The 24,765-nt window shown below is 68.5% G+C and carries 18 protein-coding genes; 12 read left to right on the top strand and 6 right to left on the bottom strand.

The annotated features are described in order from the left end of the window. A partial coding sequence (mrcB, locus tag ORK51_RS16150) for a penicillin-binding protein 1B (protein ID WP_266085826.1) occupies window positions 1–2,363 on the bottom strand: 2,363 nt, incomplete at its 3' end. Window positions 2,364–2,459: 96 nt separating this feature from the next. On the opposite strand from mrcB, the gene ORK51_RS16145 reads away from it, so the two are divergent. Then, complete coding sequence (locus ORK51_RS16145; RefSeq protein WP_266085823.1) at window positions 2,460–4,559, top strand: glycosyltransferase; 2,100 nt, start codon at window positions 2,460–2,462, stop codon at window positions 4,557–4,559. Here the strand turns inward: ORK51_RS16145 and ORK51_RS16140 are convergent. Beyond that, entirely contained in the window at window positions 4,556–6,121 is a 1,566-nt protein-coding gene (locus ORK51_RS16140) for a hypothetical protein (protein ID WP_266085821.1), read from the bottom strand. The genes ORK51_RS16145 and ORK51_RS16140 overlap by 4 nt on opposite strands. A gap of 29 nt (window positions 6,122–6,150) precedes the next feature. Further along, window positions 6,151–8,304, bottom strand: coding sequence for a bifunctional (p)ppGpp synthetase/guanosine-3',5'-bis(diphosphate) 3'-pyrophosphohydrolase (locus ORK51_RS16135; RefSeq protein WP_261997178.1), 2,154 nt, complete (start codon window positions 8,302–8,304; stop codon window positions 6,151–6,153). A 132-nt stretch (window positions 8,305–8,436) separates the two neighbouring features. Between ORK51_RS16135 and ORK51_RS16130 the strand changes: the two genes are divergently transcribed. Continuing rightward, entirely contained in the window at window positions 8,437–8,949 is a 513-nt protein-coding gene (locus ORK51_RS16130) for a hypothetical protein (RefSeq protein WP_070425757.1), read from the top strand. A gap of 45 nt (window positions 8,950–8,994) precedes the next feature. Here ORK51_RS16130 and hrpA read toward each other — a convergent pair whose 3' ends face one another. Beyond that, window positions 8,995–13,098, bottom strand: a complete 4,104-nt coding sequence (gene hrpA, locus ORK51_RS16125) for an ATP-dependent RNA helicase HrpA (RefSeq protein ID WP_266085818.1) — start codon at window positions 13,096–13,098, stop codon at window positions 8,995–8,997. 96 nt (window positions 13,099–13,194) lie between these two features. Between hrpA and ORK51_RS16120 the strand changes: the two genes are divergently transcribed. The 6 genes from ORK51_RS16120 (at window position 13,195) to ORK51_RS16095 (ending at window position 19,771) form a co-directional block, all read left to right on the top strand. After that, on the top strand, window positions 13,195–13,746 hold the full coding sequence (locus ORK51_RS16120) for a Dps family protein (protein ID WP_019185151.1): 552 nt from the start codon (window positions 13,195–13,197) through the stop codon (window positions 13,744–13,746). 160 nt (window positions 13,747–13,906) lie between these two features. Next, entirely contained in the window at window positions 13,907–15,712 is a 1,806-nt protein-coding gene (gene recQ, locus ORK51_RS16115; RefSeq protein ID WP_266085815.1) for a DNA helicase RecQ, read from the top strand. A gap of 94 nt (window positions 15,713–15,806) precedes the next feature. Next, window positions 15,807–16,202: a CopL family metal-binding regulatory protein gene (locus ORK51_RS16110; RefSeq protein WP_261997180.1), complete on the top strand. Its 396-nt coding sequence runs from the start codon at window positions 15,807–15,809 to the stop codon at window positions 16,200–16,202. Window positions 16,203–16,306: 104 nt separating this feature from the next. Next, window positions 16,307–18,100, top strand: coding sequence for a copper resistance system multicopper oxidase (locus tag ORK51_RS16105; protein WP_266085812.1), 1,794 nt, complete (start codon window positions 16,307–16,309; stop codon window positions 18,098–18,100). After that, the gene (locus tag ORK51_RS16100) at window positions 18,097–19,158 is read left to right on the top strand and encodes a copper resistance protein B (protein ID WP_266085810.1); all 1,062 of its coding nucleotides are present in this window, start codon (window positions 18,097–18,099) and stop codon (window positions 19,156–19,158) included. Before ORK51_RS16105 ends, ORK51_RS16100 begins: the two co-directional genes overlap by 4 nt. Before the next feature lie 100 nt (window positions 19,159–19,258). Then, window positions 19,259–19,771 carry a GNAT family N-acetyltransferase gene (locus ORK51_RS16095; RefSeq protein ID WP_266085808.1) on the top strand — a complete coding sequence of 171 codons (513 nt, stop codon included), beginning with the start codon at window positions 19,259–19,261 and terminating at the stop codon, window positions 19,769–19,771. A gap of 18 nt (window positions 19,772–19,789) precedes the next feature. Here ORK51_RS16095 and ORK51_RS16090 read toward each other — a convergent pair whose 3' ends face one another. After that, window positions 19,790–20,086, bottom strand: a complete 297-nt coding sequence (locus tag ORK51_RS16090; protein ID WP_019185157.1) for a TFIIB-type zinc ribbon-containing protein — start codon at window positions 20,084–20,086, stop codon at window positions 19,790–19,792. 152 nt (window positions 20,087–20,238) lie between these two features. Here ORK51_RS16090 and ORK51_RS16085 point away from each other — a divergent pair, with 152 nt between their 5' ends. The 3 genes from ORK51_RS16085 (at window position 20,239) to ORK51_RS16075 (ending at window position 22,299) form a co-directional block, all read left to right on the top strand. Then, entirely contained in the window at window positions 20,239–21,003 is a 765-nt protein-coding gene (locus tag ORK51_RS16085) for a CPBP family intramembrane glutamic endopeptidase (RefSeq protein WP_266085806.1), read from the top strand. 122 nt (window positions 21,004–21,125) lie between these two features. After that, window positions 21,126–21,524 carry a response regulator gene (locus tag ORK51_RS16080; RefSeq protein ID WP_019185159.1) on the top strand — a complete coding sequence of 133 codons (399 nt, stop codon included), beginning with the start codon at window positions 21,126–21,128 and terminating at the stop codon, window positions 21,522–21,524. A 109-nt stretch (window positions 21,525–21,633) separates the two neighbouring features. After that, window positions 21,634–22,299: a DUF3011 domain-containing protein gene (locus ORK51_RS16075; protein WP_266085803.1), complete on the top strand. Its 666-nt coding sequence runs from the start codon at window positions 21,634–21,636 to the stop codon at window positions 22,297–22,299. A 21-nt stretch (window positions 22,300–22,320) separates the two neighbouring features. On the opposite strand, the gene ORK51_RS16070 is transcribed toward ORK51_RS16075, so the two are convergent. Then, window positions 22,321–22,989, bottom strand: a complete 669-nt coding sequence (locus ORK51_RS16070) for a lysozyme inhibitor LprI family protein (protein ID WP_070425765.1) — start codon at window positions 22,987–22,989, stop codon at window positions 22,321–22,323. Between the two features lie 277 nt (window positions 22,990–23,266). Here ORK51_RS16070 and ORK51_RS16065 point away from each other — a divergent pair, with 277 nt between their 5' ends. Beyond that, window positions 23,267–24,742, top strand: coding sequence for a S41 family peptidase (locus ORK51_RS16065; protein WP_266085801.1), 1,476 nt, complete (start codon window positions 23,267–23,269; stop codon window positions 24,740–24,742). The last annotated feature ends 23 nt before the right edge of the window (window positions 24,743–24,765 follow it).

The raw sequence follows: 24,765 nt of genomic DNA, 5'->3' as shown, positions 1-24,765 counted from the left end.
AACCAGCTGCGCCAGCCACCGCCTTCGCTCTGCTCGCCGCCCTCGCCTTCGGGCAACGCGCTCGGCGCGGCGCACGGTACATAGGCAGGGGTATACCCCACCACGAACGGGAAACGACGCGCGCCCGGGCAGCCTTCATCGGTGGTGGCGGTACCGCTGGCCTCCACGTACTGCCAGTCCAGGCCCTTGTTGCTCACCTTCAGGGGCGCGCTCGGCAGGCGCTGGAAGATGCCCGACCAGACCCGCATCGAGCCGGTCGCGCCATACAGCCCGGCCTGCTGATTCTGGTCATTGCCCATCCAGATCACCGCCAGGTGGTCGCCGGTGTAGCCGGCGTACCAGCTGTCGCGACCATCATTGGTGGTGCCGGTCTTGCCGGCCGGCTGCAGGCGGCCCAGCCCATCGGCGTTGAGGCGCTGCGCGGTACCGCTGGCCACGACCTGCTGCAGGCCGATGCTGATCAGGTTCGCGGCGATCGAGTCGCCCTCCTGCGCCGGCGCCGGGGTCTTGTCGTAGCGCTTCATCAGCTTGCCCTGCGGATCGAGCACGCCACGCACCGCATGCAGCGGCTGGATTTCACCGCCGGAGGCCAGGAACTGGTACAGCTGGGCCATCGCATACGGGCTCTGATCGGTGGAGCCCAGGATCACCGCTGGATTGGGGTCGGCCTTGATCCCGGCCAGGACGTGGATCAACTGCGTAACCCGCTCCGGGCCGACCTGCATGCCCACCCGCACCGTGGCCTGGTTGTAGGAATGGGCGAGTGCGTCGATCAGGCGGACCGTGCCGTGACTGCGGTTGTCCGCGTTGCCCGGCGACCATTGCTTGCCGCGGCTGAGCTGCACCGTCACCGGGGAATCGTCGACCCAGCTGGACAGCGAGTAGCGGTCCGGCTGCGCCAGCGCCAGCAGGTACACGAATGGCTTGAGCAGCGAACCCACCGGACGCTGCGCCTCGATGGCGCGGTTGAAGCCCGGCTCGGACACTTCGCGGCTGCCGACCACGGCCAGCACATCGCCGTTGTGGACGTCGGTCAGGACCAGGCCGGCCTGCAGCTCGGGGCGACGCTTGCTCTCCAGCGATTTGATCGTCTTGGTGACCGCGCCTTCGGCATACGCCTGGGCAGACGGTGCCATGCCGGTCATCACGCTCAGCCCGGCGCCCTGCAACACGGACTCGGGATAGTCGTGGCCAAGCTGGCGGCGGACCAGATCCACATAGGCCGGGAAGCGGTTGGCCGCGATCAGCCCCGGCGTCTTGGGGACACCCAGCGGCGCTTCGACGGCACGCTTGTACTCGGCATCGTCGATCAGATTGGCTTCGCGCAGCTTGCCCAGCACGAAGTTGCGGCGGTCCAGCGCGCGTTCGGGATTGCGGCGCGGGTCGTAATAGGACGGGCCCTTGACCAGGCCGATCAGCAGCGCGACGTGCTCGGTGTTGAGCGAAGCCAGATCACGGCCGAACCAGAATTCCGCACCCGAGGACATGCCATGGATGGCCTGGCTGCCGCGCTGGCCCAGGTAGACCTGGTTGAGGTAGGCCTCCAGGATGGTGCGCTTGTCGTAGCGCGCCTCCATGATCAGCGCGTACAGCACCTCGTTGAATTTGCGGGTGACGGTCTGCTCTTTGCCGATCCCGAGCAGGCCGCTGCGGGCCAGCTGCTGGGTCAGCGTCGAGGCACCCTGGCGGCTCTGGCCGCCGGAGCGCACGGTCACCCACACCGCGCGGGCGATACCGCTCAGATCGATACCGTGGTGGCGGCTGAAATCCTTGTCCTCCACCGCCTGCAGGCCGGTGACCAGCAGCTCGGGGGTTTCCTCGATGCGAACCAGCCGGCGCTCTTCCTGCTTCTGGCCGTACAGCGTGGCGATACGGGCCGGATCCAGGCGCGCGGCCTTGAGGGCCCTGCGGCTGTCGGGATCGCGCAGCGAGGCGATCGACCCGCCGGACAGGCTCAGCTCGACGCGGCGCGGGGCGACCCGGCCATCCACATCGTTGTAGCCACGGCTGGAAATGACGAAGCGCCCGCCTTCCTGCGTGTACGTGGCCGGCGACTTGCCGATCCCGTCATCGCGGTAGGCCGACGCCGCCAGCTCGGTCTTGAGCGTGGCCGCATCCATGGCCACACCCGGCGCCAACGCCAGTGGGCGCGCATAGACACGGGTGGGAATCTGCCAGCGCAGCTCGCCGAAGCGCTGGGTGACCTGTTGGTTCAGGTACACCGTATAGGGGATCAGGAAGCCCAGCCCCAGCGCCACAGCCGCCATGCCCCAGGTGATCAACCGGCGCCGCCACAGCGGGCCGCGGCTTTCGGTGTCGTCGTCGAACTCGTCGATGTCGTCGGAATCGTAGCGTCGGGGCACGGGGATGCGAGAATATGAAGTCCGGCGAGTCTAACGCAGCCACCGCGAGCGGCGCGTTCTCCCGGGTTCCCCCGCTTAAGCTGGAGTTGCAACGGGATGTCGATGTCCTTGGCCGATGCTCGCTATTTCCTGAACCGCATGCTCGGCCTGTTCCGTCGCAGTCTGGCCAGCCTGCGCACCCGGGGCTGGCGCGCCACCTGGCAGCGCATCCGGGTCCATACCCAGGCCGTGCCCGCCCCGCGCGGCGCACCGCTGTTCCTGCCGGAGGCCACACCGTTCGCGCCGTTCACGGTCCCGGCCAGCGAGCGCCCGGTGGTCAGCATCATCATTCCGGTCTACAACCATGCCGGCCACACGCTGGCCTGCCTGCGGGCGCTGGCGGCCCACCCGCCGCAGGTCGACTGCGAGATCCTGGTGGTGGACGACGGCAGCAGCGACGAAACCACCGCCTGGATGCCGCAGGTCCGCGGGCTGCGCTATGAGGTGCGGCCAACCAACGGCGGATTCATCGAGGCCTGCAACGATGGCGTGGCCCGCTCGCGTGGCCAGTACGTGGTGCTGCTCAACAACGACACCGTGCCGCAGCCAGGCTGGCTGGATGCCCTGCTCGCCACCTTTGCTCGGGTGCCGCGTGCCGGCCTGGTCGGTGCGCAGCTGCTCTACCCCGATGGCCGCCTGCAGGAATCCGGTGGCGTGATCTTCCAGGACGGCAGCGGCTGGAGCTATGGCCGCTTCGAGTCACCCGAGGATCCGCGCTACAGCGCGCTTCGCGATGCCGACTACTGCTCCGGCGCGGCGTTGATGATCCCCCGCGCCTTGTGGGACCAGCTTGGCGGCTTCGATCTACGTTACAAGCCCGCCTACTACGAAGATACCGACCTGGCCTTCGCTGTCCGCGAAAGTGGCCACCGCGTGCTGGTGCAGCCGGCCAGCCGCGTGGTGCATGACGAGGGCACCAGCAACGGCACCGATACCGGCAGCGGGGTCAAGGCCTACCAGGTCCGCAACCGCGGGGTGTTCGCGGCGAAGTGGGCCAAGGCGCTGCAAGCGCAGCCGAGCGTGGGCAGCGTGCCCTCGCCGGCCCTGCTCCATCGCGCCCAGCGCCAGGTCCTGATCCTGGATGAAGAAGTGCCGCAGCCGGATCGCGACTCGGCCTCGCTGCGCCAGTACAACCTGGTCCGGATGCTGCTCGACGAGGGCGTCCATGTGGTGTTCGTGCCGACCCGGCGCGAGCATGCCGGCGCCGCCACCGAGGCGCTGCAGGCGCTGGGCGTGGAGGTCTGGTACGCGCCCTACCTCGACGGCGTGGCATCGTGGCTGCGGGCCAACGGCGCCCGCTTCGGGGTGGTGATGATGGTGCGCTATCACGTCGCCCACGAATGCCTGCCGCTGCTGCGCAGCTTCGCGCCGCAGGCGCGCACCGTGTTCGACACCGTCGACCTGCATTACCTGCGCGAGCGTCGCGGCGCTGAGATCGCCGGCGACGCCGGCCTGCTGCGCAATGCCGAGCGCACCCGCGCACGCGAGCTGGCGGTGATGGAGCAGGTCGATGTGACCGTGCTGGTCAGCGCAGCCGAACGCGAGCAGCTGCGCATCGATGCGCCGGGCGCGACGGTGGAACTGATCTCCAACCTGCATGAAGTGGCCGGTGCAGGGCCGGACTGGGCCGAACGCCGCGACCTGGTGTTCGTCGGCGGTTTCCGTCATCCGCCGAACCTGGATGCCATGCAGTGGTTCATCGGTGAGGTCTTCGCGCGCATCCGCGCGCAGCTGCCCGATATCCGGTTCCACTGCATCGGCGCAGCCGTGCCCGATGCGCTGCGCGAGCTGGCCGCGACCCAGCCCGGTGTGGACATCCATGGCTTCGTGCCGGACGTGGTGCCGTACATGGACGGCGTGCGCATCGCCGTGGCGCCGCTGCGCTTCGGCGCGGGGGTCAAGGGCAAGGTGAATCTCAGCATGGCGCACGGCCAGCCCGTGGTCGCCACCACCTGCGGCGTGGAAGGCATGCACCTGCGCGATGGCGAGGATGTACTGGTGGCCGATGATGCCGAGGCGTTCGCCCAGGCCGTGGTCCGGCTGTACCAGGATGAGGCCCTGTGGCGCCGGCTCTCCACCGCCGGGCTGCAGAACATCGTGGACCACTTCTCGCTGGATGCCGCCCGCGCCACCGTACAGCGGGTGTTCCTGGCCTAGGCTCCCGCGCCGCCACCGGCACTGCGCAGGCGTTCGGCAAATGCCGGCAGCTCGGGCAGGTCCGGCTGCCAGCGGCGCGCCTGCACCAGCGCCTGTTGCGCGAAGGTGATATCGCCCGAGCCAAGCCGCTCACTGCCGATCGCCAACCAGCGCTGCGCCAGCCGGCGCCTTGCCGCAGTCTGGCCTGCGTCGCTGGAGGACAGGGTCTGCCAGGCCTCCAGACAGGCTCCGGCTCCTAGTACCCGGTTCTCGCGCAGGCGATCCTCGAAACACTGCCGGCTCGCTGGCAACAACCGCTGCGCCGCCGCGCGAACACGCGGGTCCTGCGGCGCAACCCCCTGGGCCTCACGCAGCGCGTCGTAGGCACTGCGGCCGGGGGGATCCAGGAAATTGCCACGGCCCTCGGCCTCTTCCAGGCGCGTGAGCAGGCTCTGCAGCGTGCGTTCGCGCTGCGCCCGCGGCACCGCCGGGGTCTTCAACGCGGCCTGCGAACGACGCGCCTGCTCGATGGCATGCCGCGCCGTCTCCAGCGCGCGCGTGGAAGCGCCCAGCGTTTCAGCCTGCTGCACCACCTGGGCCGCTTCGTCGAAGCGGAAATTGCCGGCCAGCCGCGTCGCACGCAAGAGCTGCGCATCGGCCACCTGCTGCTGGCCGCGGTGTGCGGCAGGATCGTCGGGCAAGGCGGCAAGCACCGCGGCGAAGGCCTCCGCCGCAGCCTCCAGTTTCTGTCGGCGCAGCGCGGCTTCGCCTTCGCGCTGGCGCCGCTCCAGTGCGTTGTTCAGTGCCTCCTGGGTGGCCGGCAGATCGACATGTCCGGCGTCGAAGCCCCGGGCACTGCGCACGCGTTCGGCCGCGCGTGCAACATCGCCGCGGCCGGCCGCCGTGCGCGCCTGCTGGAGGAGGTCGGACAGCGCATCCTCACGCCCTTCCAGCGCACGCACCTGGTTGGGCGAGAGCGTGAGCACCTGCTGGAACAGCGGCAGCGCGCTGTCCGGGCTGCCATCGAGCCGTTGCGCCTGCAGGGCCGCTTCGGCGCGGCCGAGCAAGGCGCCGATCCCCGCGCGTGCCTGGTCGTGCGCGTGCAGCTGCTGCGCCACCGCGTCGGCTTCGCGCTGCGGTACCTGCAGCTCGCGCGCCAGGGCCAGCGCTGTCGTCGCGGCCGCCGGGTCGCCGCGTTCCAGTGCAGCACGCGCCTGCTGCAGTGCCGCCTGGCCGGTACGGGCCAGGCCGGTGCGTGCCTGCAGCCGGTCGTTGTCCAGCGCCAGCGCTGCTTGATAGGACTCACGTGCGCCACTGCCGTCGGGCAGGGTCAGGCGGCCGGCCGCCAGCGCGCGATCGCCCTGGTCGAGCAGCTGCTCGATCTGCGGTTCATTCCAGAACCAGTTCGCCAGCGGCCGGCGCAACAGCGCCAGGGCCACGAACAGCAGCACGGCGATCAGCAGCGCCCAGCGCCAGATGCGCTTGGCGTGGCGCGCCTGCACCCACCACCAGCGCCCCTCGCGGCGCACCCGCCGCAGCGCCTCATGCGCGGCATCATGCCTGTCATCGTCGTCCCGGCTCATGCCGCGAGCCTAGCGTGGGGCACGTGAGCTCAGCCTAGACGCCGGGCTTCGCTGACGCCGGGCAGTGCGTCCAGCTTGCCCAGCAGGGTGGAAAGCTGCCCGTAGTCGCTGACCTTCAGCCGCAGCCGCAGGTGCGCCCGGCCGCTGTTGCGGACGTTGTCGCTATGGATGTCCAGGACGTAGGCATCCTCCTGCGCGATCAGGTTGGTGATGTCCTTGAGCAGCCAGCGCCGGTCGACCGCATCGACCACCACGTCCACTTCATAGCCACCGCCGGCCTGGCCCCACTCCACGGGAAGAATGCGCTGCGGGCTGGCTGCGGCCAGCCGGGCCAGCGCCGCACAGTCGGTGCGGTGCACGGTGACGCCACGCGCCCGCGTGAGGTAGCCGACGATCGGTTCGCCGGCCACCGGCTGGCAGCAGCGGGCCAGCTGCACCAGCAGGTTGCCCACGCCCTGCACGGTGAAATTGGCACTGCGCACGCTGTCGCGCCGCGCCGTGGGCCGCGGCATCGCCGGCACCGCCGGCTGGCTGGCGGCCCGTTCGGCTTCCAGCAGCGCGCGGCTGACCTGGTTCGGCCCGGTGTCGCCCAGCGCGACCTGGATATAGAGATCGTCGACGCTGTCGGCGTGGAACTTCTTCACCGCGATGGCAAGGTCGGCATGCTGCAGGCCGAGCCGCTTCAGCTCGCGCTCGAGCAGTTCGCGGCCGGCCTGCACATTGCGTGCGCGGTCCAGCTTGTGGAACCAGCCGCGCACCTTTTCACGCGAGCGGTTGCTGGCCAGGAAGCCACTGGAGGCCAGCAGCCAGTCCCGCCGGGGGTCGGCCTCCTTGCCGGTCAGGATCTCGACGCGGTCGCCGCTGCGCAGCCGGTAGGTCAACGGCACGATGCGGCCATTGACCTTCGCGCCGCGGCAACGGTGCCCGACCATGGTGTGCACGTGGTAGGCAAAATCCAGCGGCGTGGCGCCCTGCGGCAGGTCCATCACCTCGTCCTTGGGGCTGAGCGCGTAGACCCGGTCCTCGGTCAGCTCGGCATCCAGCGCGCCGGCCAGCTCACCGCCGTGCCCCTCCTGGGATTGCTCCAGCAACTGGCGCATCCAGGTGATCTTGCGGTCGAAGGCCTTCTCCGCGCCCTTGCTGCCTTCCTTGTAGCGCCAGTGCGCGGCCACGCCGAGCTCGGCCTGGGCGTGCATGTCGTGGGTCCGGATCTGCACTTCGATGGTGCGACCTTCCGGGCCGACCACGGCGGTATGCAGCGAGCGGTAATCATTGGCCTTCGGGCGCGCGATGTAATCGTCGAACTCGCTCGGCACCGGCGCCCACAGCGCGTGCACCACGCCCAATGCGGCGTAGCAGGCGGCCACGTCGTCCACCATCACGCGTACCGCACGGATGTCGTAGAGCTGCTCGAACGCCAGCCGCTTCTTCTGCATCTTCCGCCAGATGCTGTAGATGTGCTTCGGGCGGCCGCTGACCTCGGCGCGGATGCCCTGCGCCAGCAACTCGCGCGACAGCGCCTTTTTGACGGCCTCGACATAGCGCTCGCGCGCCAACCGGGTTTCGTCGACCTCGCGGGCGATGCGGCGGTAGGTCTCCGGTTCGAGGTGGCGGAACGCCAGGTCTTCCAGCTCCCACTTCAACTGCCAGATGCCGAGCCGGTTCGCCAGCGGCGCGTGGATGTCGCGGGTGAGCTGAGCCAACGCTCGCCGTTCCTCCTCGGGCAGGCGATCGGCACCGCGCATGCGGGCCAGCTGGCGGGCGAGCAGGATCGGCACCACGCGCAGATCGCGGATGATCGACAGCAGCAGGCGACGCAGCCCCTCGCTGTTGCGACCGGCCTCACGCCCGGCATGCAGGGCCCAGACCTGGTCGGCCGCGTCCAGCCCGTCCAGCAGGCCGACCACCACCGGCTTGAGCGCACCGACCGGCAACGCGTCCAGCCCGGCGCGCAGCCACGGCAGATCGAACAGCAGGGTGGCCAGCAGCGCCGACTCGTCGGCCGACAGCAGCGACAGCGCATCAAGCGTGTCGGCCAGCACCGGCCAGCCCGCGCGCATTTCCAGATCGGCCTCGGGTTGCTGCCAGCGCTGCAGCAACGCCTCGCGCAGTTCGGTCGGCAGCGAAGCCACCGAGGGTCGGTTCAACAAGGCATCCAGGCCGGGGGCAGAAGCGCGGTTCACAGCATCGTACAGACAAGACAGAGGCCATCTACACTAGCGCCGCAGCGCCCCCCCGACAATCGCCGTCGCCTGCATGTGCACATGCCCGGGCGCTGGCACTACACTGCGGCCATCCCTAGGAGAGACCCTGCCATGCGCTTTTCCCGTCTGCGGTTGTTGGCCTGCGCGGCCATTGTGATGAGTGTGTCGCTGCCGGCGCTGGCCCAGCGCGTGGTGGAAGGCGATCTGCAGCAGCAGATGTCGCCGGCCGAGTTCAAGGCGGCCGGGCTGGAGAAACTCACACCGCAGGAACTGACCGAGCTCAACAACTGGCTGCAGGGCAAAGTGGCCGCCCTGGCGGCCGACGCACGCGAGCAGGCCCGCGAAGAGGGGCGCCAGGAAGTCATCGTGAAGAACCACGGTTTCTTCGATTTCGGCACCAAGGAGCCGATCAAAAGCACCTTGACCGGTGCGTTCCGCGGCTTCGGCAAGGGCCAGCGTTACGTGCTCGCCAACGCGCAGGAGTGGGAGCAGATCGACGACGCCCAGGTCGGTGGCGTCCGCCGCCAGTCGCCCGAGGTCAGCATCGCTCCCGGCCTGGGCGGCGTGTGGTACATGCAGGTGCAGGGCGTCAACACCCGCGCCAAGGTCCGCCGCGTCAAGTAATCCGTACCTGGTTCCCCGTGCCGCACCGGCACGGGGCTTGCCGGATCAGGCCTTCTGCAGCGCGGCCACGCGCTGGGCCAGTTTCTTGGCCGAAATGCCGGTACGCGCCCCGAGCTCCTGAGCGAACAGCGACACCCGCAGCTCCTCCAGGTCCCAGCGCAGGTCCTGCCACTGCGGCCGCTGGCGCAGGCCGCGCGCGTCGGCCTGCGCCAGCGCCTCCACGAACGGACGCAGCTCGAGCATGCGGGCCTGATCACGCGGTGGATCGCGCTTGGCACGCTCGGTGCGCAGGATCATCGCGCGCAGATAGCGCGGGTACTGCGCCAACGCATCGGCCGGTGTGTCACGCAGGAACCCGGGGTGGACCAGCGCGGCAAGCTGCTGCTCCATGTCATCGAGATTGCCACGCGCCCACCCCATCAGCGGCGCTTCCAGCTGTGGTTTGAGCTCGGCCACGTGGGCGAGGATGTTCTCGGCCAGCTTCAGGCGCGCCATCGCCTCACCGAACAACGCCTTGCCCGCCTCGGCACTGCGTTTGGCGAACGCGGCAGGGTCGCGGATATCACCCAGCCCATCGGCCAGCACGGCATTCATCGCCGCGTCGACCAGATCGCCCCGCAGCCGCTCCTGCGATTCGATCGCGGCGTACAGCAGCCCGGTCTTGGGCGGCACCGGCAATTGCTTGCGCGCCTGCTTGGCCTTGTCGGCCAGCGCGATCTCCATCAATCGACGAACCCCGAGCGGGTGCTGCTCGAGCGCTTCGTTGCGGTCGGCGAAGATCTTCAGCGCTGCGGTCTCGCCCTGATCGACCAACGCCGGGTACGCCGGCACGCCGGCTTCGCCCGGCACCTGCAGCGGGATCGGGGTGGCCGGGAAATCGCGTAGCCCTTCCGCGGCCAGCGCACGCCCTGCGCGTGCGGCGAAGGCCTCACCGGCCTTGTCGCCGAAGCGCGCGCGCAGCGCCTCCAGATCGCGCGAGGTCGCCAGCACCTTGCCGCCCGCATCGCGCAGGCGCAGGTTCATGCGCAGGTGCGGCTCCAGCGAGGCTTCGTCGAAATCGGTCGCGGCCAGCTTGGCACCCGTCGCGCGCGAGAGGAACCGCGCCAGTTCGCCCCGGATGTCATCGGCGGTCGGTTCGGCGAAGGCCTCGGCAAACGCGCGGCCAAAGTCCGGTGCCGGCACATAGTTGCGGCGCATCGCCTTGGGCAGGCTGCGGATCAATGCGGCGGCCTTGTCAGCGACGAAGCCCGGCGCCAGCCATGACAGCCGCGCCGGATCCAGCGCGTTGAGCAGGTGCAGCGGCACCTCCAGCGTCACACCATCTTCCTCGGCGCCGGGTTCGAAGGTGTAATGCAGCGCCAGCCGCGCATCGCCCAGCGGCAGGTACCTGGGATAGCGCTCGGCATCGCTGCCTTCGCCCGGCAGCAGATCGGCCAGCGTCCACGACAGCGCCCGGCGCTTCTCCGGCGCCAGTGCTTTCCACCAGGTATCCAGGCCCATCGCCGAATGGATCTCGGCCGGAATCCGGTCCAGGTACCAGCGCGCCTGCCAGCCTTCATCGGCGACGATACCGGCGCGGCGCAGCTTGGCTTCTTCTTCGCGCGCCTGTTCCAGCACCTTGAGGTTGTCGGCGACGAAGCCGGCCCGGGTGTTGATCTCGCCGGTCACCAGACCCTGGCGCACGAAGATGTCATGCGCCTCGCCCGGCGCGATGCGGCCGTAATGCACCGGTTTTTTCGGGGCCAGTACCAGCCCGAACAGACTGATCTGCTCCGAGGCCAGCACCTGGCCCTGCGCACGCGACCAGTGCGGATCGAAGTGCTTGCGCAGCAGCAGGTGCGGCAGTTCGTTGATGACCCAGTCCGGCTCGATCGCCGCGTTGGTCAGACCCCAGATCTTCTGGGTGTCCAGCAGTGTTGCTGTGAGCAGCCACGGCGGCGGCCGCTTGGCTAGGGCCGAGCCCGGGAACGGCAGGAAGCGACGCTGGCGTGGCGCCAGGAAATCGCCCTTGTCGCTGCGATGGCCGATCTGCGTGGGCAGGCCGGCGATCAGCGCGCGGTGCAGGGTCTGGTACGTCGCGGCGCGCACCTTGTCGCTGAACGCGCTGCGTGCCTCGGGATCGGCACCGTTGCCGGGTGCCGCCTTGGTCTCGACAAGGGCCGGTTCGGACTTCCCTTCGCGGGCAAGCCGCGCGGCACGGTGCTGCTGGCCACGCGTCGCCTTGATCCTGGCCTCGTCATCGCGCGCCGGTGCCGGCGCCGAAGACCCGGCCAGCAGCGGTGCCAACGACGATTCGGCGGGCTCTTCACTCCAGCCCAGCTCTTCGCACAGCACGCGCAGCTGGCGATGCAGCTCCCGCCATTCGCGCATGCGCAGGAAACCAAGAAAATGTCGCCCACACCAGTCGCGCAGCTTGGACTGGGTGAGGTCTTCGTGGGCCTGGCGGTAGCCGTCCCACAGGCGCAGCACGCCGACGAATTCCGAGCGCCCATCGGCGAACAGCGCGTGTGCGTTGTCCGCGGCGGCGCGCGCTTCCGGTGGGCGCTCACGCGGGTCCTGGATGCCCAGGAACGAGGCGATCACCAGCATCGGCCGCAGGCAGCCCTGTGCCTGCGCGGCGACCAGCATGCGAGCCAGTTTCACGTCCACCGGCAGGCGCGCCATCTGGCGCCCGATCGGGGTCAGGCGGCGCTCGGCATCGACCGCACCCAGCTCACCCAGCTGCTGCCAGCCATCGGCGATGGCGCGTTCATCCGGTGCTTCCAGGAACGGGAAATCCTCGATCCTGCCCAGGCCCAGCTGCAGCATCCGCAGGATCACCCCGGACAGGCTGGAGCGGCGGATTTCAGGATCGGTGAACTCCGGGCGCGACTGGAAATCCGCTTCGGAATACAGCCGGTAGCAGATGCCTTCGGACACGCGGCCACAGCGGCCCTTGCGCTGGTTGGCGCTGGCCTGCGAGACCGCTTCGATATGCAGCCGGTCCAGCTTCTGGCGCGGGCTGTAACGCTTGATGCGGGCGAAGCCGGGGTCGATTACATAGCGGATGCGCGGCACCGTCAGCGAGGTTTCCGCGACGTTGGTGGCCAGCACGATGCGCCGGTTGCTGCCCGGGTTGAACACCAGGTCCTGGTCCTTGACCGACAGCCGCGCATACAGCGGCAGCACGTCGGTGCCGCGGTACTTGCGCCGCTCCAGTGCCTGGTGCGCATCGCGGATTTCGCGCTCGCCCGGGAAGAACAGCAGGATGTCGCCGCGCGGGTCGATGCGGGTGATTTCATCCACCGCCGCGACCACCGCATCATTCACGGTGCGCTCGCCATCGCGGCCACCGTCGGCGTCTCCGCCGCCCTCGCCTTCCAGCGGGCGGTAGCGCACTTCCACCGGGAAGGTGCGGCCTTCCACGCTGATCACCGGCGCATCATCAAAGTGCTGGGCGAAGCGCGAGGTATCGATGGTCGCCGAGGTGACGATCAGTTTGAGATCCGGGCGCTTCTTCAGCAGCTGCTTCAGATAGCCCAGCAGGAAATCGATGTTGAGGCTGCGTTCGTGTGCCTCGTCGACGATGATCGTGTCGTAGTTGGACAGCCAGCGGTCACTGCTGATCTCGGCCAGCAGGATGCCGTCGGTCATGAACTTGATGCGGGTATCGTCACCGACACGGTCGGTGAAGCGCACCTGGTAACCCACGGTGGTGCCCAGTTCGGACTGCAGCTCCTGCGCGACACGCGTGGCCACCGCACGTGCGGCAATCCGCCGCGGCTGCGTGCAGCCGATCATGCCGGCGGTGCCACGGCCGGCGGCCAGGCACAGCTTGGGCAGCTGGGTGGTCTTGCCCGAGCCGGTCTCACCGGCGATCACCACGACCTGATGGTCGCGGATCAGCGCGGTGATGGCCTCGGCTTCACGCGCAATCGGCAGCTGCTCGTCCAGAGTGATGGCCGGCTGATTCAGCGCACGCGCTTCACGGCGCTGCACGGACGCCTGCAAGGCCTGCTCGAACGCCGCCGCCAGCCCCGCATCCGCCGGTTTGGCCCGCCAACGCGAGAGCATCCCCAGCAAACGACCGCGGTCGCGGCTCATGGCCCCGTTGATCGCGGCCTGCTGCTGGGCCAGGCGTGCTGCATGTGGTTTTTCGATAGCGCTCATCAATCGATTCGTTTAGAACTTTTGTTTACTACTGAAAGGGTAGTCTGATCTATTGTGAAGGCCATCCGATTCATCCCATCCATAAGGAATTCTCCCATGGCGAAGACGACCAAGACCCCGGCAAAGCCCAAGACGGCCAAGCAGAAACTCGGCGCGGCGGCCCCGTCGGCCCCGAACATTGATATCGGGATCAAGGAGGGCGATCGCAAGAAGATCGCCGATGGACTGTCGGCCTTCCAGGCAGATGCGTTCACGCTCTACCTGAAGACCCACAACTTCCATTGGAACGTGACCGGGTCGATGTTCAACTCGCTGCACACCATGTTCGAGACCCAGTACACCGAACAGTGGGCCGCCCTGGACGACGTCGCTGAACGCATCCGTGCACTGGGCTTCAACGCCCCGGGCTCCTACCGCGAATTCGCGGCCCTGACCTCGATCGCCGAGGAGCCGGGCCTGACCGACAGCGCGGACTGGCGTGAAATGGTACGCCAGTTGGTCACCGCCAACGAGGCCGTGTGCCGCACTGCCCGGAAAGTGCTGGATGTGGCGGACGATGCCGATGACGCACCGACCGAAGATCTGATGACCCAGCGCCTGCAGACCCACGAAAAGTACGCCTGGATGCTGCGTTCGCTGCTGCAGTAATCCCCCTGGGGGCCTCGCCCCCGCGGGAGTTCCAAGGTTGCGCTGCGGCGCCGCCCCCCTTGACTCAAGGGGGGCGGCCTGGTCGAAGGGTGTCCCGCTTACGTTCACATCCGGAATGGGATGACCCGCCTCGGAGCGCCCAGCCCTGTAAACTACGGCGATGTCTTCCCGCCCCGCGCACGACCTGCTCAGCCGCATCTTTGGTTACGACGAATTCCGCGGTCCGCAGCAGGCGATCGTCGAGCATGTCGCCGCCGGCAATGACGCGCTTGTCCTCATGCCCACCGGCGGCGGCAAATCGCTGTGCTACCAGGTCCCCTCCCTGCTCCGCGACGGCACCGGCATCGTCATTTCGCCGCTGATCGCGCTCATGCAGGACCAGGTCGAAGCCCTGCGCCAGCTCGGCGTCCGCGCCGAATACCTCAACTCCACCCTCGATGGCGAAACCAGTGCGCGCGTCGAACGCGAACTGCTCGCCGGCGAACTGGACATGCTCTACGTCGCGCCTGAGCGCCTGCTCACCGGTCGCTTCCTGTCGCTGCTCTCGCGCAGCCGGATCGCCCTGTTCGCCATCGACGAAGCCCACTGCGTCTCCCAGTGGGGCCACGACTTCCGCCCCGAATACCGCCAGCTCACCGTCCTGCACGAACGCTGGCCCGACGTGCCGCGCATCGCGCTGACCGCCACCGCCGATCCGCCCACCCAGCGCGAGATCGCCGAACGCCTGGACCTCACCAACGCCCAGCACTTCGTCAGCTCCTTCGACCGGCCCAACATCCGCTACACGGTCGTCCAGAAGGACAACGCCAAAAGGCAGCTGCTGGACTTCCTCAAGGTCCACCGCGGGGCCGCCGGCATCGTCTACTGCATGTCGCGGCGCAAGGTCGAGGAAACCGCCGAGTTCCTCTGCAAGGAGGGCCTGAACGCCCTGCCCTACCACGCCGGCCTGCCGCCCGAGGTCCGCGCCGCCAACCAGCGTCGCTTCCTGCGCGAGGATGGCATCGTCATGTGCGCCACCATCGCCTTCGGCATGGGCATCGACAAACCGGACGTGCGTTTCGTCGCGCATACCGACCTGCCCAAATCGATGGAAGGCTATTACCAGGAAACCGGCCGCGCCGGTCGCGATGGCGAGTCCGCCGAGGCCTGGCTCTGCTACGGCCTGGGCGACGTGGTGCTGCTCAAACAGATGATCGAGCAGTCCGAGGCGGGCGAAGAGCGCAAAGCGCTGGAACGCTCCAAGCTGGACCACCTGCTCGGCTACTGCGAATCCATGCAGTGCCGCCGCCAGGTCCTGCTGGCCGGCTTCGGCGAGACCTACCCCCAGCCCTGCGGCAACTGCGACAACTGCCTGCTGCCACCCGATGCCTGGGATGCCAGCGTCGCCGCCCAGAAGGCATTGAGCTGCGTCTACCGCAGTGGCCAGCGCTTCGGCGTGGGCCATCTGATCGACATCCTGCGTGGGGGCGAGAACGAGAAGGTCCGCCAGTTCGGGCATACCGAACTGAGCACCTATGGCATCGGCAAGGATCTGGACGCGCGTACCTGGCGCAGCGTGTTCCGCCAGCTGGTCGCCTCCAGCCTGCTCGAGGTGGACAGCAGCGCCTACGGCGGGCTGCGCCTTACCGATGGCAGCCGCGAGGTGCTCAAGGGCCAGCGCAAGGTCATGATGCGCCGCGAGACGCCCAAGGCGGCCCGCGAGCGCGATCGCAGCGGCCAGCGCACCGGCCTGTCGGTGCTGCCTCAGGACCTGGCGCTGTTCAATGCGCTGCGGGGCCTGCGCGCCGAACTCGCGCGCGAGCAGAACGTGCCGGCCTTCGTGATCTTCCACGACAGCACCCTGCGCAACATTGCCGAACAGCGCCCCACCAGCGTCGATGCGCTGGGCCGGGTCGGGGGCATCGGTGGCACCAAGCTGGCCCGTTACGGCGACCGCCTGGTCGAGATCGTGCGCGAGGAAGGCTGATGCGCCGGGGCGGCCAGACAGACCTTGCTCCAGAGTTGAACCGCGTGTTCAGCCATAGGTGCGACCGTGCGGATTTGGCAGTAAGGTGAGCCCCATGTCCGCCAGTGGCCTGCTCCTGCGAGTCGTCCTGATGCTCAGCCTGTTGCTCAACGGGCTGAACGTGGCCATGGCCGGCCCGATGGCGCTCGCCCTGGCCGAGCCGGCCACCGCAAGCCGTGCCGCGCCGCCCTGCCATGATGCACCGGCGGCCGCTCTCCCGCATGACCATCACGCCGTGCCCGGTGCCGCCAGCGGCGTGCAGGCGCCTCACGATGGCGACCACTGCAAGATCAAGGACTGCCTGCGCAGCTGCGCGCAGCAACCCAGCCTGACCGCCCAGGTCGCCTGGCTGGCCACGCCCCCGCCGCTGTCGCTGGCCCCGCTGCCGGCCCCGCATCCGTCGCAACCGACACCGCCGCTGGACCGCATCACCCGCCCTCCGATCGCCTGATCCGCAGCGCTCTGCGAGCGCCTGCCTGATGCCCTGCCCGCATGGCCCCGCCTGCGGGCGTTGCCGGCACCCCGCGTGCCATTCGAATCGGATCCGGAGTTGCAATGTCTTTCCTTAAAACACCCGGCATGGGCACCCCGCCCATGCCGTCACGCCGCCTGTTCGTGCAGGGCGTGGCTGCCGGCGGCGTGGTCGCCGGTCTGGCCGCCACCGGCCTGAGCCCACGCGCCTTCGCGGCCGCCGGCCCCGGCCTGGCCGGTGCCCCGCAGGTGCTCAGCAGCCATGACGTGCAGCTGAGCATCGGCGAATCGCTGGCCAACTTCACCGGGCGCACCCGCCCGGCGATCACCGTCAACGGCAGCCTGCCGGCGCCGATCCTGCGCTGGCGCGAAGGCCAGACGGTCAACATCCGGGTAGCCAACACGCTGCAGGGGCACCCCACCTCCATCCACTGGCACGGCCTGCTGCTGCCGGCCAACATGGACGGCGTGCCCGGCCTGAGCTTCAACGGCATCGCCCCCGGCGAGGCCTACCAGTACCGGTTCACCCTCAAGCAGTCGGGCACGTACTGGTACCACAGCCATTCGATGTTCCAGGAACAGGCCGGCCTGTACGGCGCGCTGATCATCGACCCGCTCGAGCCGGCGCCGTACCGCTTCGACCGTGAGCATGTGATCGTGCTCTCGGACTGGACCGACATGGACCCTGGGGCGCTGTTCCGGCGCATGAAGAAGCTCGCCGAGTACGACAACTACTACAAGCGCACCCTGCCCGACTTCCTCCGTGATGTGCGCCGGGATGGCTGGGCCGCAGCCACCGCCGACCGCGGCATGTGGGGCCGGATGCGGATGACGCCGACCGACATCTCCGACATCAACGCCCACACCTATACCTACCTGCTCAACGGCACCGCCCCGGCGGGCAACTGGACCGGGCTGTTCCGCAGTGGCGAGAAGGTGCTGCTGCGCTTCATCAACGGGGGCTCGATGACCTACTTCGATGTGCGCATCCCCGGCCTGAAAATGACCGTGGTCGCCGCCGATGGCCAGTACATCCACCCGGTCAGCATCGATGAGTTCCGCATCGCGCCGGCCGAGACCTTCGATGTGATCGTCGAACCCAGTGGACAGGATGCCTACACGATCTTCTGCCAGGACATGGGCCGCACCGGCCATGCCGCCGGCACGCTGGCGGTCCGCCACGGCCTGCAGGCGCCGGTTCCCAAGCGCGACCCGCGCCCATTGCTGACCATGAGCGACATGGGCCATGACATGGGCCATGCCGGAAACGGTATGGCGGGGCACGACATGAAGGGCATGGAAGGTGGCTGCGGCGCGAGCATGGGCCACGGCGCGCACGGCACTGATTCCAAGGCGCCGCGCCACCCGGCCAGCGAAAAAGGCAATCCGCTGGTGGACATGCAGAGCATGGCCACCGACTCCAAGCTCGATGATCCCGGCATCGGCCTTCGCGACAACGGTCGTCACGTGCTGACCTACGGTGCGATGCGCAGCCTGTTCGACGATCCCGATGGCCGCGATCCCGGCCGCGAGGTCGAGCTGCACCTGACCGGCCACATGGAGAAATTCAGCTGGTCCTTTGACGGCATTCCGTTCGCCAGCGCCGAACCGCTGCGCCTGAACTACGGTGAACGCATGCGCATCGTGCTGGTCAACGACACGATGATGCAGCACCCGATCCATCTGCATGGCGTGTGGAGCGACCTGGAAAACGCCGATGGCCAGTTCCACCTGCGCAAGCACACCATCGACATGCCACCGGGCACCCGCCGCACCTATCGCGTGCGCGCCGACGCGCTCGGCCGCTGGGCCTACCACTGCCATCTGCTGTACCACATGGAAGCGGGCATGATGCGCGAAGTGAGGATCGAAGAATGAGCCGCGCTCCGCTTACCGCGATGTCCACCCTCAGCGCTGCCCTGCTGCTGGCCTTGTCCGCCCCGACGTGGGCGCAGTCGCATGCCGGCCATGCCACGGCACCGATCACGACCGATGCGCCACCGGCAGATGGCGGCAGCGCCGATCACAGCCAGATGGACCATTCGATGATGGACCATGGCAGCGCCGATCACAGCCAGATGGACCATTCGACGATGGACCATGGCAGCGCAGATCACAGCCAGATGGACCATTCGATGATGGACCATGGCAGCGCCGATCACAGCCAGATGGACCACTCGACGATGGACCATGGCATGCAGAAGCCACCCGCGCTCATCGAGCCGCGCGAACCGATTCCGGTGGTGACACCCGCCGACCGCCTCGCCGCGTTCCCTGCGATCGACCACGGTGCGATGGAGCATGCGCCGGAGATCCACAGCATGCTGCTGGTCAACCGCCTGGAACACTGGGACGGCCAGCACGGTACCGGCCAGGCGTGGGAGGCCAGCGGCTGGGTCGGTGGCAACATCAACCGGCTATGGCTGCGCAGCGAAGGCGAGCGCGGTGACGGCCGCACCGAGTCGGCCAATCTCGAGATGATGTACGGCCGCAGCGTCTCGCCGTGGTGGGACGTGCTGGTCGGCGTGAAGCAGGATTTCCGCCCGGCGGATTCGCGCACGTGGGCGGCGTTCGGCATCCAGGGCCTGGCGCCGTACAAGTTCGAGACCTCGGCCACGGCCTACATCGGCGAAGGCGGACAGTTTGCTGCGACGGTGGAAGTGGAGTACGAGCTGCTGCTGACCAACCGCCTGATCCTGCAGCCGCTGGTGGAAGCCACGTTCTCGGCCAAGGACGAGCCGGCGTACGGCAACGGTTCGGGACTCAACAAGGTCGAGGCCGGGCTGCGCCTGCGCTACGAGTTCAGCCGCCGCTTCGCGCCTTACATCGGCATCAGCCACGAGCGGCTGTTCGGCGATACCGCTGATTACCACGAGGCGGCCGGTGAGCGCGCGCGCGATACCCGCTGGGTGGCGGGCGTGCGCGTCTGGTTCTGATCCAGCGGCCGTGACAGGTTCCGGGTGCCCCTGGTACCCGGAACCCCTGCCAGTTGAAGCGATGCCGTAAGCTGCCGGCCCGCTCTGCCTGCCTTGCGCCATGACGTTGACCCTCCGCCGCGCCACCCTTGCCGATGCCGATGCGCTCTCGGCGATCGCCATCGCCACCTACACCGAGACCTTTGGCGATTCGTACCCGCCGCAGGATCTGCGCGATTTTCTGGACAGCCACTACGCGGTCGAGCCACAACGCCGCGAGCTCGCCGACCCACGCAATGCGGCGTGGCTGCTGGAAGACGGCGCACGTGTGGTGGGCTATCTCGCCGCAGGGCCGAACAGCCTGCCGCATGCCGATGCCGCCGAGGGCGATATCGAACTCAAACGTCTCTACCTGCTCGCCAGCCACCAGCGCGGTGGTCACGGCGCGCGCCTGATGGACGCGTTCCTGGCGTGGCTCGATCAACCGCAGCGGCGCACGCTGTGGGTCGGCGTATGGTCGGAAAATCTGGGTGCGCAGCGCTTCTATGCGCGCTATGGCTGCAGCAAGGCCGGCGAATACGATTTTCCGGTCGGCGACAGTGTCGACCGGGAATTCATCCTGCGCCGCGCCTGAGCACGGCACAGGCGCCTGTCAGAAGTCGAACAGGTCCGACAGGAAGCTCTCTTTTTTCTTCTTGCGGTAGCCGTGCTGGTCGCCGTACTGCTGCTGGCCCAGATGGCGGGTGTCACGGTGCTGCACGGCGGCCGGCGGCGGCGGAGCAGCCGCGCGTACCGGGGCCGGTGCTGCGGCACCGGCCGAGCGCTCGATGATCTTGTCCAGCTCGCCACGGTCCAGCCACACGCCACGGCACTGCGGGCAGTAATCGATCTCGATGCCCTGGCGCTCGGACATCTGCAGCGCTTGGGTCTTGCATACGGGGCATTGCATGGGCAGTTATCCAAGGGGCAAAGCCGCACTCTAGCCGGTCCCACCTGACCGTGGTGCAACACGGCCATGACCGATGGCCCCCCGACCAATGCCCCATGCTGCCCGGCCTGTCCTCGCCAACACTCCACGCATCCCTGGATATGGAGCGTCCCATGCCGTCCTTCCGCCTGCCCACCTGGCTGGCCACCTGCGTGGTCGTGCTGACCCTGGCCGTGTCGATCAATCTGCGCGACCTCGCCGCGTGGCTGGGCACCCCGATCCCGAAGCTGCCGATCCCCTATGGCGGCGCCATCCTCGACAACGGCCTGGGCGTGCTGCTGGTGCTGCTCGTGGCCGCGCTGCTGGTGCGGCCGGGGCAGCGCCTGCACGCGCTGCTCGGGTTGCGCTGGAATGGCTGGCAGGGGCCGGCCCTGGCGCTGCTGGCGACGTTGCCGTGCTGGCTGGGTCTGTGGTGGCTGGGGGGATTCAATGCGACCCAGGACGTTCTCGCCCTGCTGATGCTCGGCGTGCTGTTTCCACTCGCCGAAGAGATCATCTTCCGCGGTTTCGGTTTCATCTTCGCGCACCGCCAGCAGCGTTGGCCGTGGCTGGCTGCCGCGCTGGTCCAGGCCGTGATCTTCGGCGCCATCCACTGGTGGTCGTTCGGCGGTGGCGGCGGCATGGCCCTGCAGGTGTTCGCCATCACCGGCATCGGTGGGCTGGTGTTCGCCTGGCTCAATACCCTGGACGATTACACCCTGTGGAGCGGGCTTGCCCTGCATGTCTCGCTCAACCTGGCCTGGAACGTGTTCGTGATCACCGAGGCCACGGCCGTCGGTTGGCCGGCTACCGTGCTGCGCCTGTCAGCGGCAGGGCTGGCGGTGGCGCTGGTCTGGGCCTGGCACCGCCGCAGGCCCCGGTCCCTCACACCGGCATGAGCTACCCGAAGGCAGGCCACGCGGGGGGTTCACCCGGCATTTCGGCGCCGTCCACGGCCTCCTCACCGGCGGCCCGCGATACTTGCGCGCCCCTGTCCGGGGGTAAGCAGGAACCACGCTCCATGTTGTTGTCCAAGCACCATCCCGAACCCCGCGTGCTGTTGATCGAAGACACCGAAGACACCCGCGAACTGAGCCGCATGGCACTGGAAAGCCAGGCCTGCGAAGTTGTTGCGGTCAGTTCGGCGGAAGCCGCGCTGGGGCTGCTCCAGGCCGGCGAGCGCTTCGATCTGGTGTTCACCGATGTCTGCCTGGGTGCGGTCAGCGGCATCGAGGCCGCCCATCGGGTCAAGCAGGAACGGCCCGGGCTGCCGGTGCTGGTCACCTCGGGCCTGGAGCCTTCCGTCGTGGTGCCGCAGCTCGGCCCTGGCATGCATTTCCTGCCCAAGCCGTACAGCATGAGCGAACTGCTCGACGCGATCCGGGCCTGTTTCCAGCAACCGCTGGCCGCCTGCGCCTGAGGCCGCTGATCGGGTTGAATGGCGGGTGATCTTCATCCGGATTTCATGCCCGCGTGCCCATCGTCGGCGTCAGTGAAACGCGCTTCCTTTCCCTGCCGGAATCGACGTCATGCTTTTTCGTACGCTGCTGGCCACGCCCCTGCTGTTGCTGCTTCCGTTCGAGAACGCGCGTGCGGATGATTTCGTCACCTGCGAGAGCCGCGACAACCGCTATCAATCCTGCACCCTGCCCCGCGCCGGCTACGTCACCCTGGACCGCAAGCTGTCCGGTGCGGACTGCCGGCAAGGCCGCACCTGGGACTACGACCGCCGCGAGGTCTGGGTGGATGATGGCTGCCGGGCCTCGTTCCGGGTCCACGGCGGCAGCGACCGTGATGATCGCCACGATGATGACAACCATGACGCCAAGGTCGCCGCCGGCGTGCTGATCGGCGCGGCCATCCTCGGCGCGCTGGCGCACAACGCCAACAAGGACGACGCGCGCTACGACGACAACACCTACCAGGGCGCCCGGCATACGTCCTACGTACCCGGCTGGATGATCGGAGAATTCGAGGGCTACAACCCGACCTTCAATGCCGACATCCGCATGCGCATCGACAGCGATGGCCGGATGAGCGCGCAGACCCGCGGCCAGACGTTGAATGGCTGGATCAACGGCGGCCAGCTCAACGTCGGCAGCAGCGTGTTCGATATCAGCCAGAGCCGCGACGGGTTCGTCACCACCGAGGTCGGCGACCGGCAGAACGAGGTGCGCTACCGCCGCGTGCGCTGAGCGACGCGGCGGTGGCCGGCATCACCGGGCGATCTGGCACTGCAGCGTGGTGCCGTAGAAGTCCAGGGTGGTCTGGTCGTCGTGGATACGCAGATCGACGCCCTCCCGGCCCCAGCGGCCGCCATTGTTCTCGTCCTTGCTGACGGGCATCGGGAAGACGATCGCCTGATCGCTGCCCCAGCTGACCACGGCCGCGGTCGGGTCGATGTCGTTGTAGAACACCGCCGTCACCGGCTTGCTGTTGTCGTCGCAGCGGTACTCGACCTTCGCCGGCACCTGGATGCCGCCGCCGTTGATGGTCAGCTCGACCAGACGGGTCTGATAGGACTCCACCAGGCAGCGCTTGGGATCCACCGCGCGCGAACAGGCATCGCGCCCTTTGATCCAGCCACGCTGCTCGGCCGCGATGTCCAGCTCGTCCGGGCTGGTCTGCACGCGCTTGTAGAGCGCGGCCAGCTGACGGTCCAGCGCGGCCAGCCGCGGATCGACGCACACCAGTTTCTCGGCCTCGGACTGTGCCTTGGCGCAATCGAACGACGGGGACTGGGTCGCGGCAGCGGCAGGGTCGGCGGGCTTGGCCGCGGTGGGGGCCTCGGCGGTGGCCGACGGGCCCGCCTGATCGGCGGATTCAGGTTTGGAGCACGCCGCGAGCGCAAGCGCCCCCAGGCTCAGCAGGACGACACGTTTCATGGCACCTCCAACAGCAATCAGCTCAAAGACGGCCTATTGTGCGCGATCGCGTGCGTAGCGGGTGTATGCGGCGCATCCTCCAGCCGACACGGTCCGCCCGGCGCAAGGATGGGCCGGTGGCGTCCTTCCCTGCGATACTCATGGCGCTTCTCCGCCTCGACGTGCAGGTGTGCGCACGGCACCGCTGCCACTACCTGCGAGGCGTCCCCTTGACTAAGATCGAGGGTGGACAGTCACGCGGAAGCCGGATGTGCCGGCCCGACTCAGGGAGGATGTGATGGCAACCATGCGATGGATGGCGGGCCTGTTGGCGGCGGTGGGCACGCTCTCGGCCAGTGGCGTGAGCGCGGCCGCGGCAGTGGATCGGGATGCCTGGCGGGCAGATTACGCGGTGCTCAAAGCAGCATTGCAGAGCGACTACGGGCACCTGGCCTGGATGGCCTCGCCCGAGAGCGGCGTCGATCTGCCGACCCTTGATGCCCGGGCACAGCGCGACCTCGCCGAGGCACGCAATGACGCCCAGGCCACCCAGGCGCTGCGCAGTTTTCTGGCCGGCTTCCATGATGGCCACCTTGCGCTGCTCGACCGGCTGGATGCAGGCGGCACGTCCCAGCCACCACGGGCTGTCGATCCGCGCACGCTGGGCCCGAGTGCCGGTTGCGCCGCGCTCGGGGTCGCCGATGAAGGCCGGCAGGATTTCAGCCTTCCGCTGGAAACACTGCCCGGCTACATACCCTTGGACGGCCAGGCAGACCCTGCGCTGCGCGCCGGCATCCTCGCGTTGCCCGAGGGACGCAAGGTGGGCGTGCTTCGGCTGCACGAGTTCGATGCGCTGCGCTATCCCGGTCTATGCCACGCGCTGTGGCCACAGCTGCGCCATGCCGATTCCATCGGCGACATGCGCAGCGCGCTGGTGAACGGCTGGGTGGCCATGATCGCCGGCAGCCTGCGCCGGTTCCAGCACGATGGCGTCGATGCCGTGCTGGTCGATGTCGGCGACAACCCGGGCGGGGATGACAGTGGCGACACGCTTGCGCGGTTGTTCAGCCCGCGGCCGGTCACGTCGGCCACGCTGCTGGTCAGTCAGTCCGCCGCAGGCAAGCCCTATCTCGACGAACAGTACGAGCGACTCGACGATGCCCTGCGCCGCCATCATCCGGCCGCCACCGCCCGCCGCCTGCTGACGGCGGAGCGCGCCAGCTTCGATGCTTCGCGGCGTGCACTGAGTCTTCCGGCCTGCGACCTGTCCTGGGTGTGGCGGACCCAGCAGCCATGGAACGGCGGCCAGTGCCGCCGCCTGGTCGCGGCAGGCACCTCCGGTGGCCCGCTGCCAAGCCAGGCGGTGGATACGCTGGACGATTTCCTGATCGCCCACCGTCTCGACTGGGCACAGGACCTGCGCGCCCACTGGGGTGCGTGGGACGGGCCGGTCTACGTCATCACCAATGGCAAGACCGTGTCCTCGGCGGAGATGTTTGCCGCGCGCATGCAGGACAACCGCATCGCGCGCATCGTCGGCACCGGTAGTGGTGGCTACGGCTGCGGTTTCATGAGCGGCGCCCCATCGCGCGAGCTGCCCCACTCACACCTGCGCATGCGTATTCCGGACTGTGTCCGGTTGCGCGCAGACGGCACCGATGAAGTGGCCGGCATCGCGCCCGATCTACCGATCACGCCCCGCGCTGGCGAAGGGGCACGCGCACGCGCGCAACGACTGCTGGAGACCGTTGCCGAGGACATCACGCGGCACTGAGCCGCTCACTGCAGTGCCTCCTG

Origin of the sequence: Stenotrophomonas sp. RIT-551 (genome assembly GCF_026241915.1) — a bacterium.
Lineage (GTDB): Bacteria > Pseudomonadota > Gammaproteobacteria > Xanthomonadales > Xanthomonadaceae > Stenotrophomonas > Stenotrophomonas bentonitica_A.
Note: the sequence above shows the minus strand (reverse complement) of the source record. Positions and strands in the feature narration are given on the sequence as shown.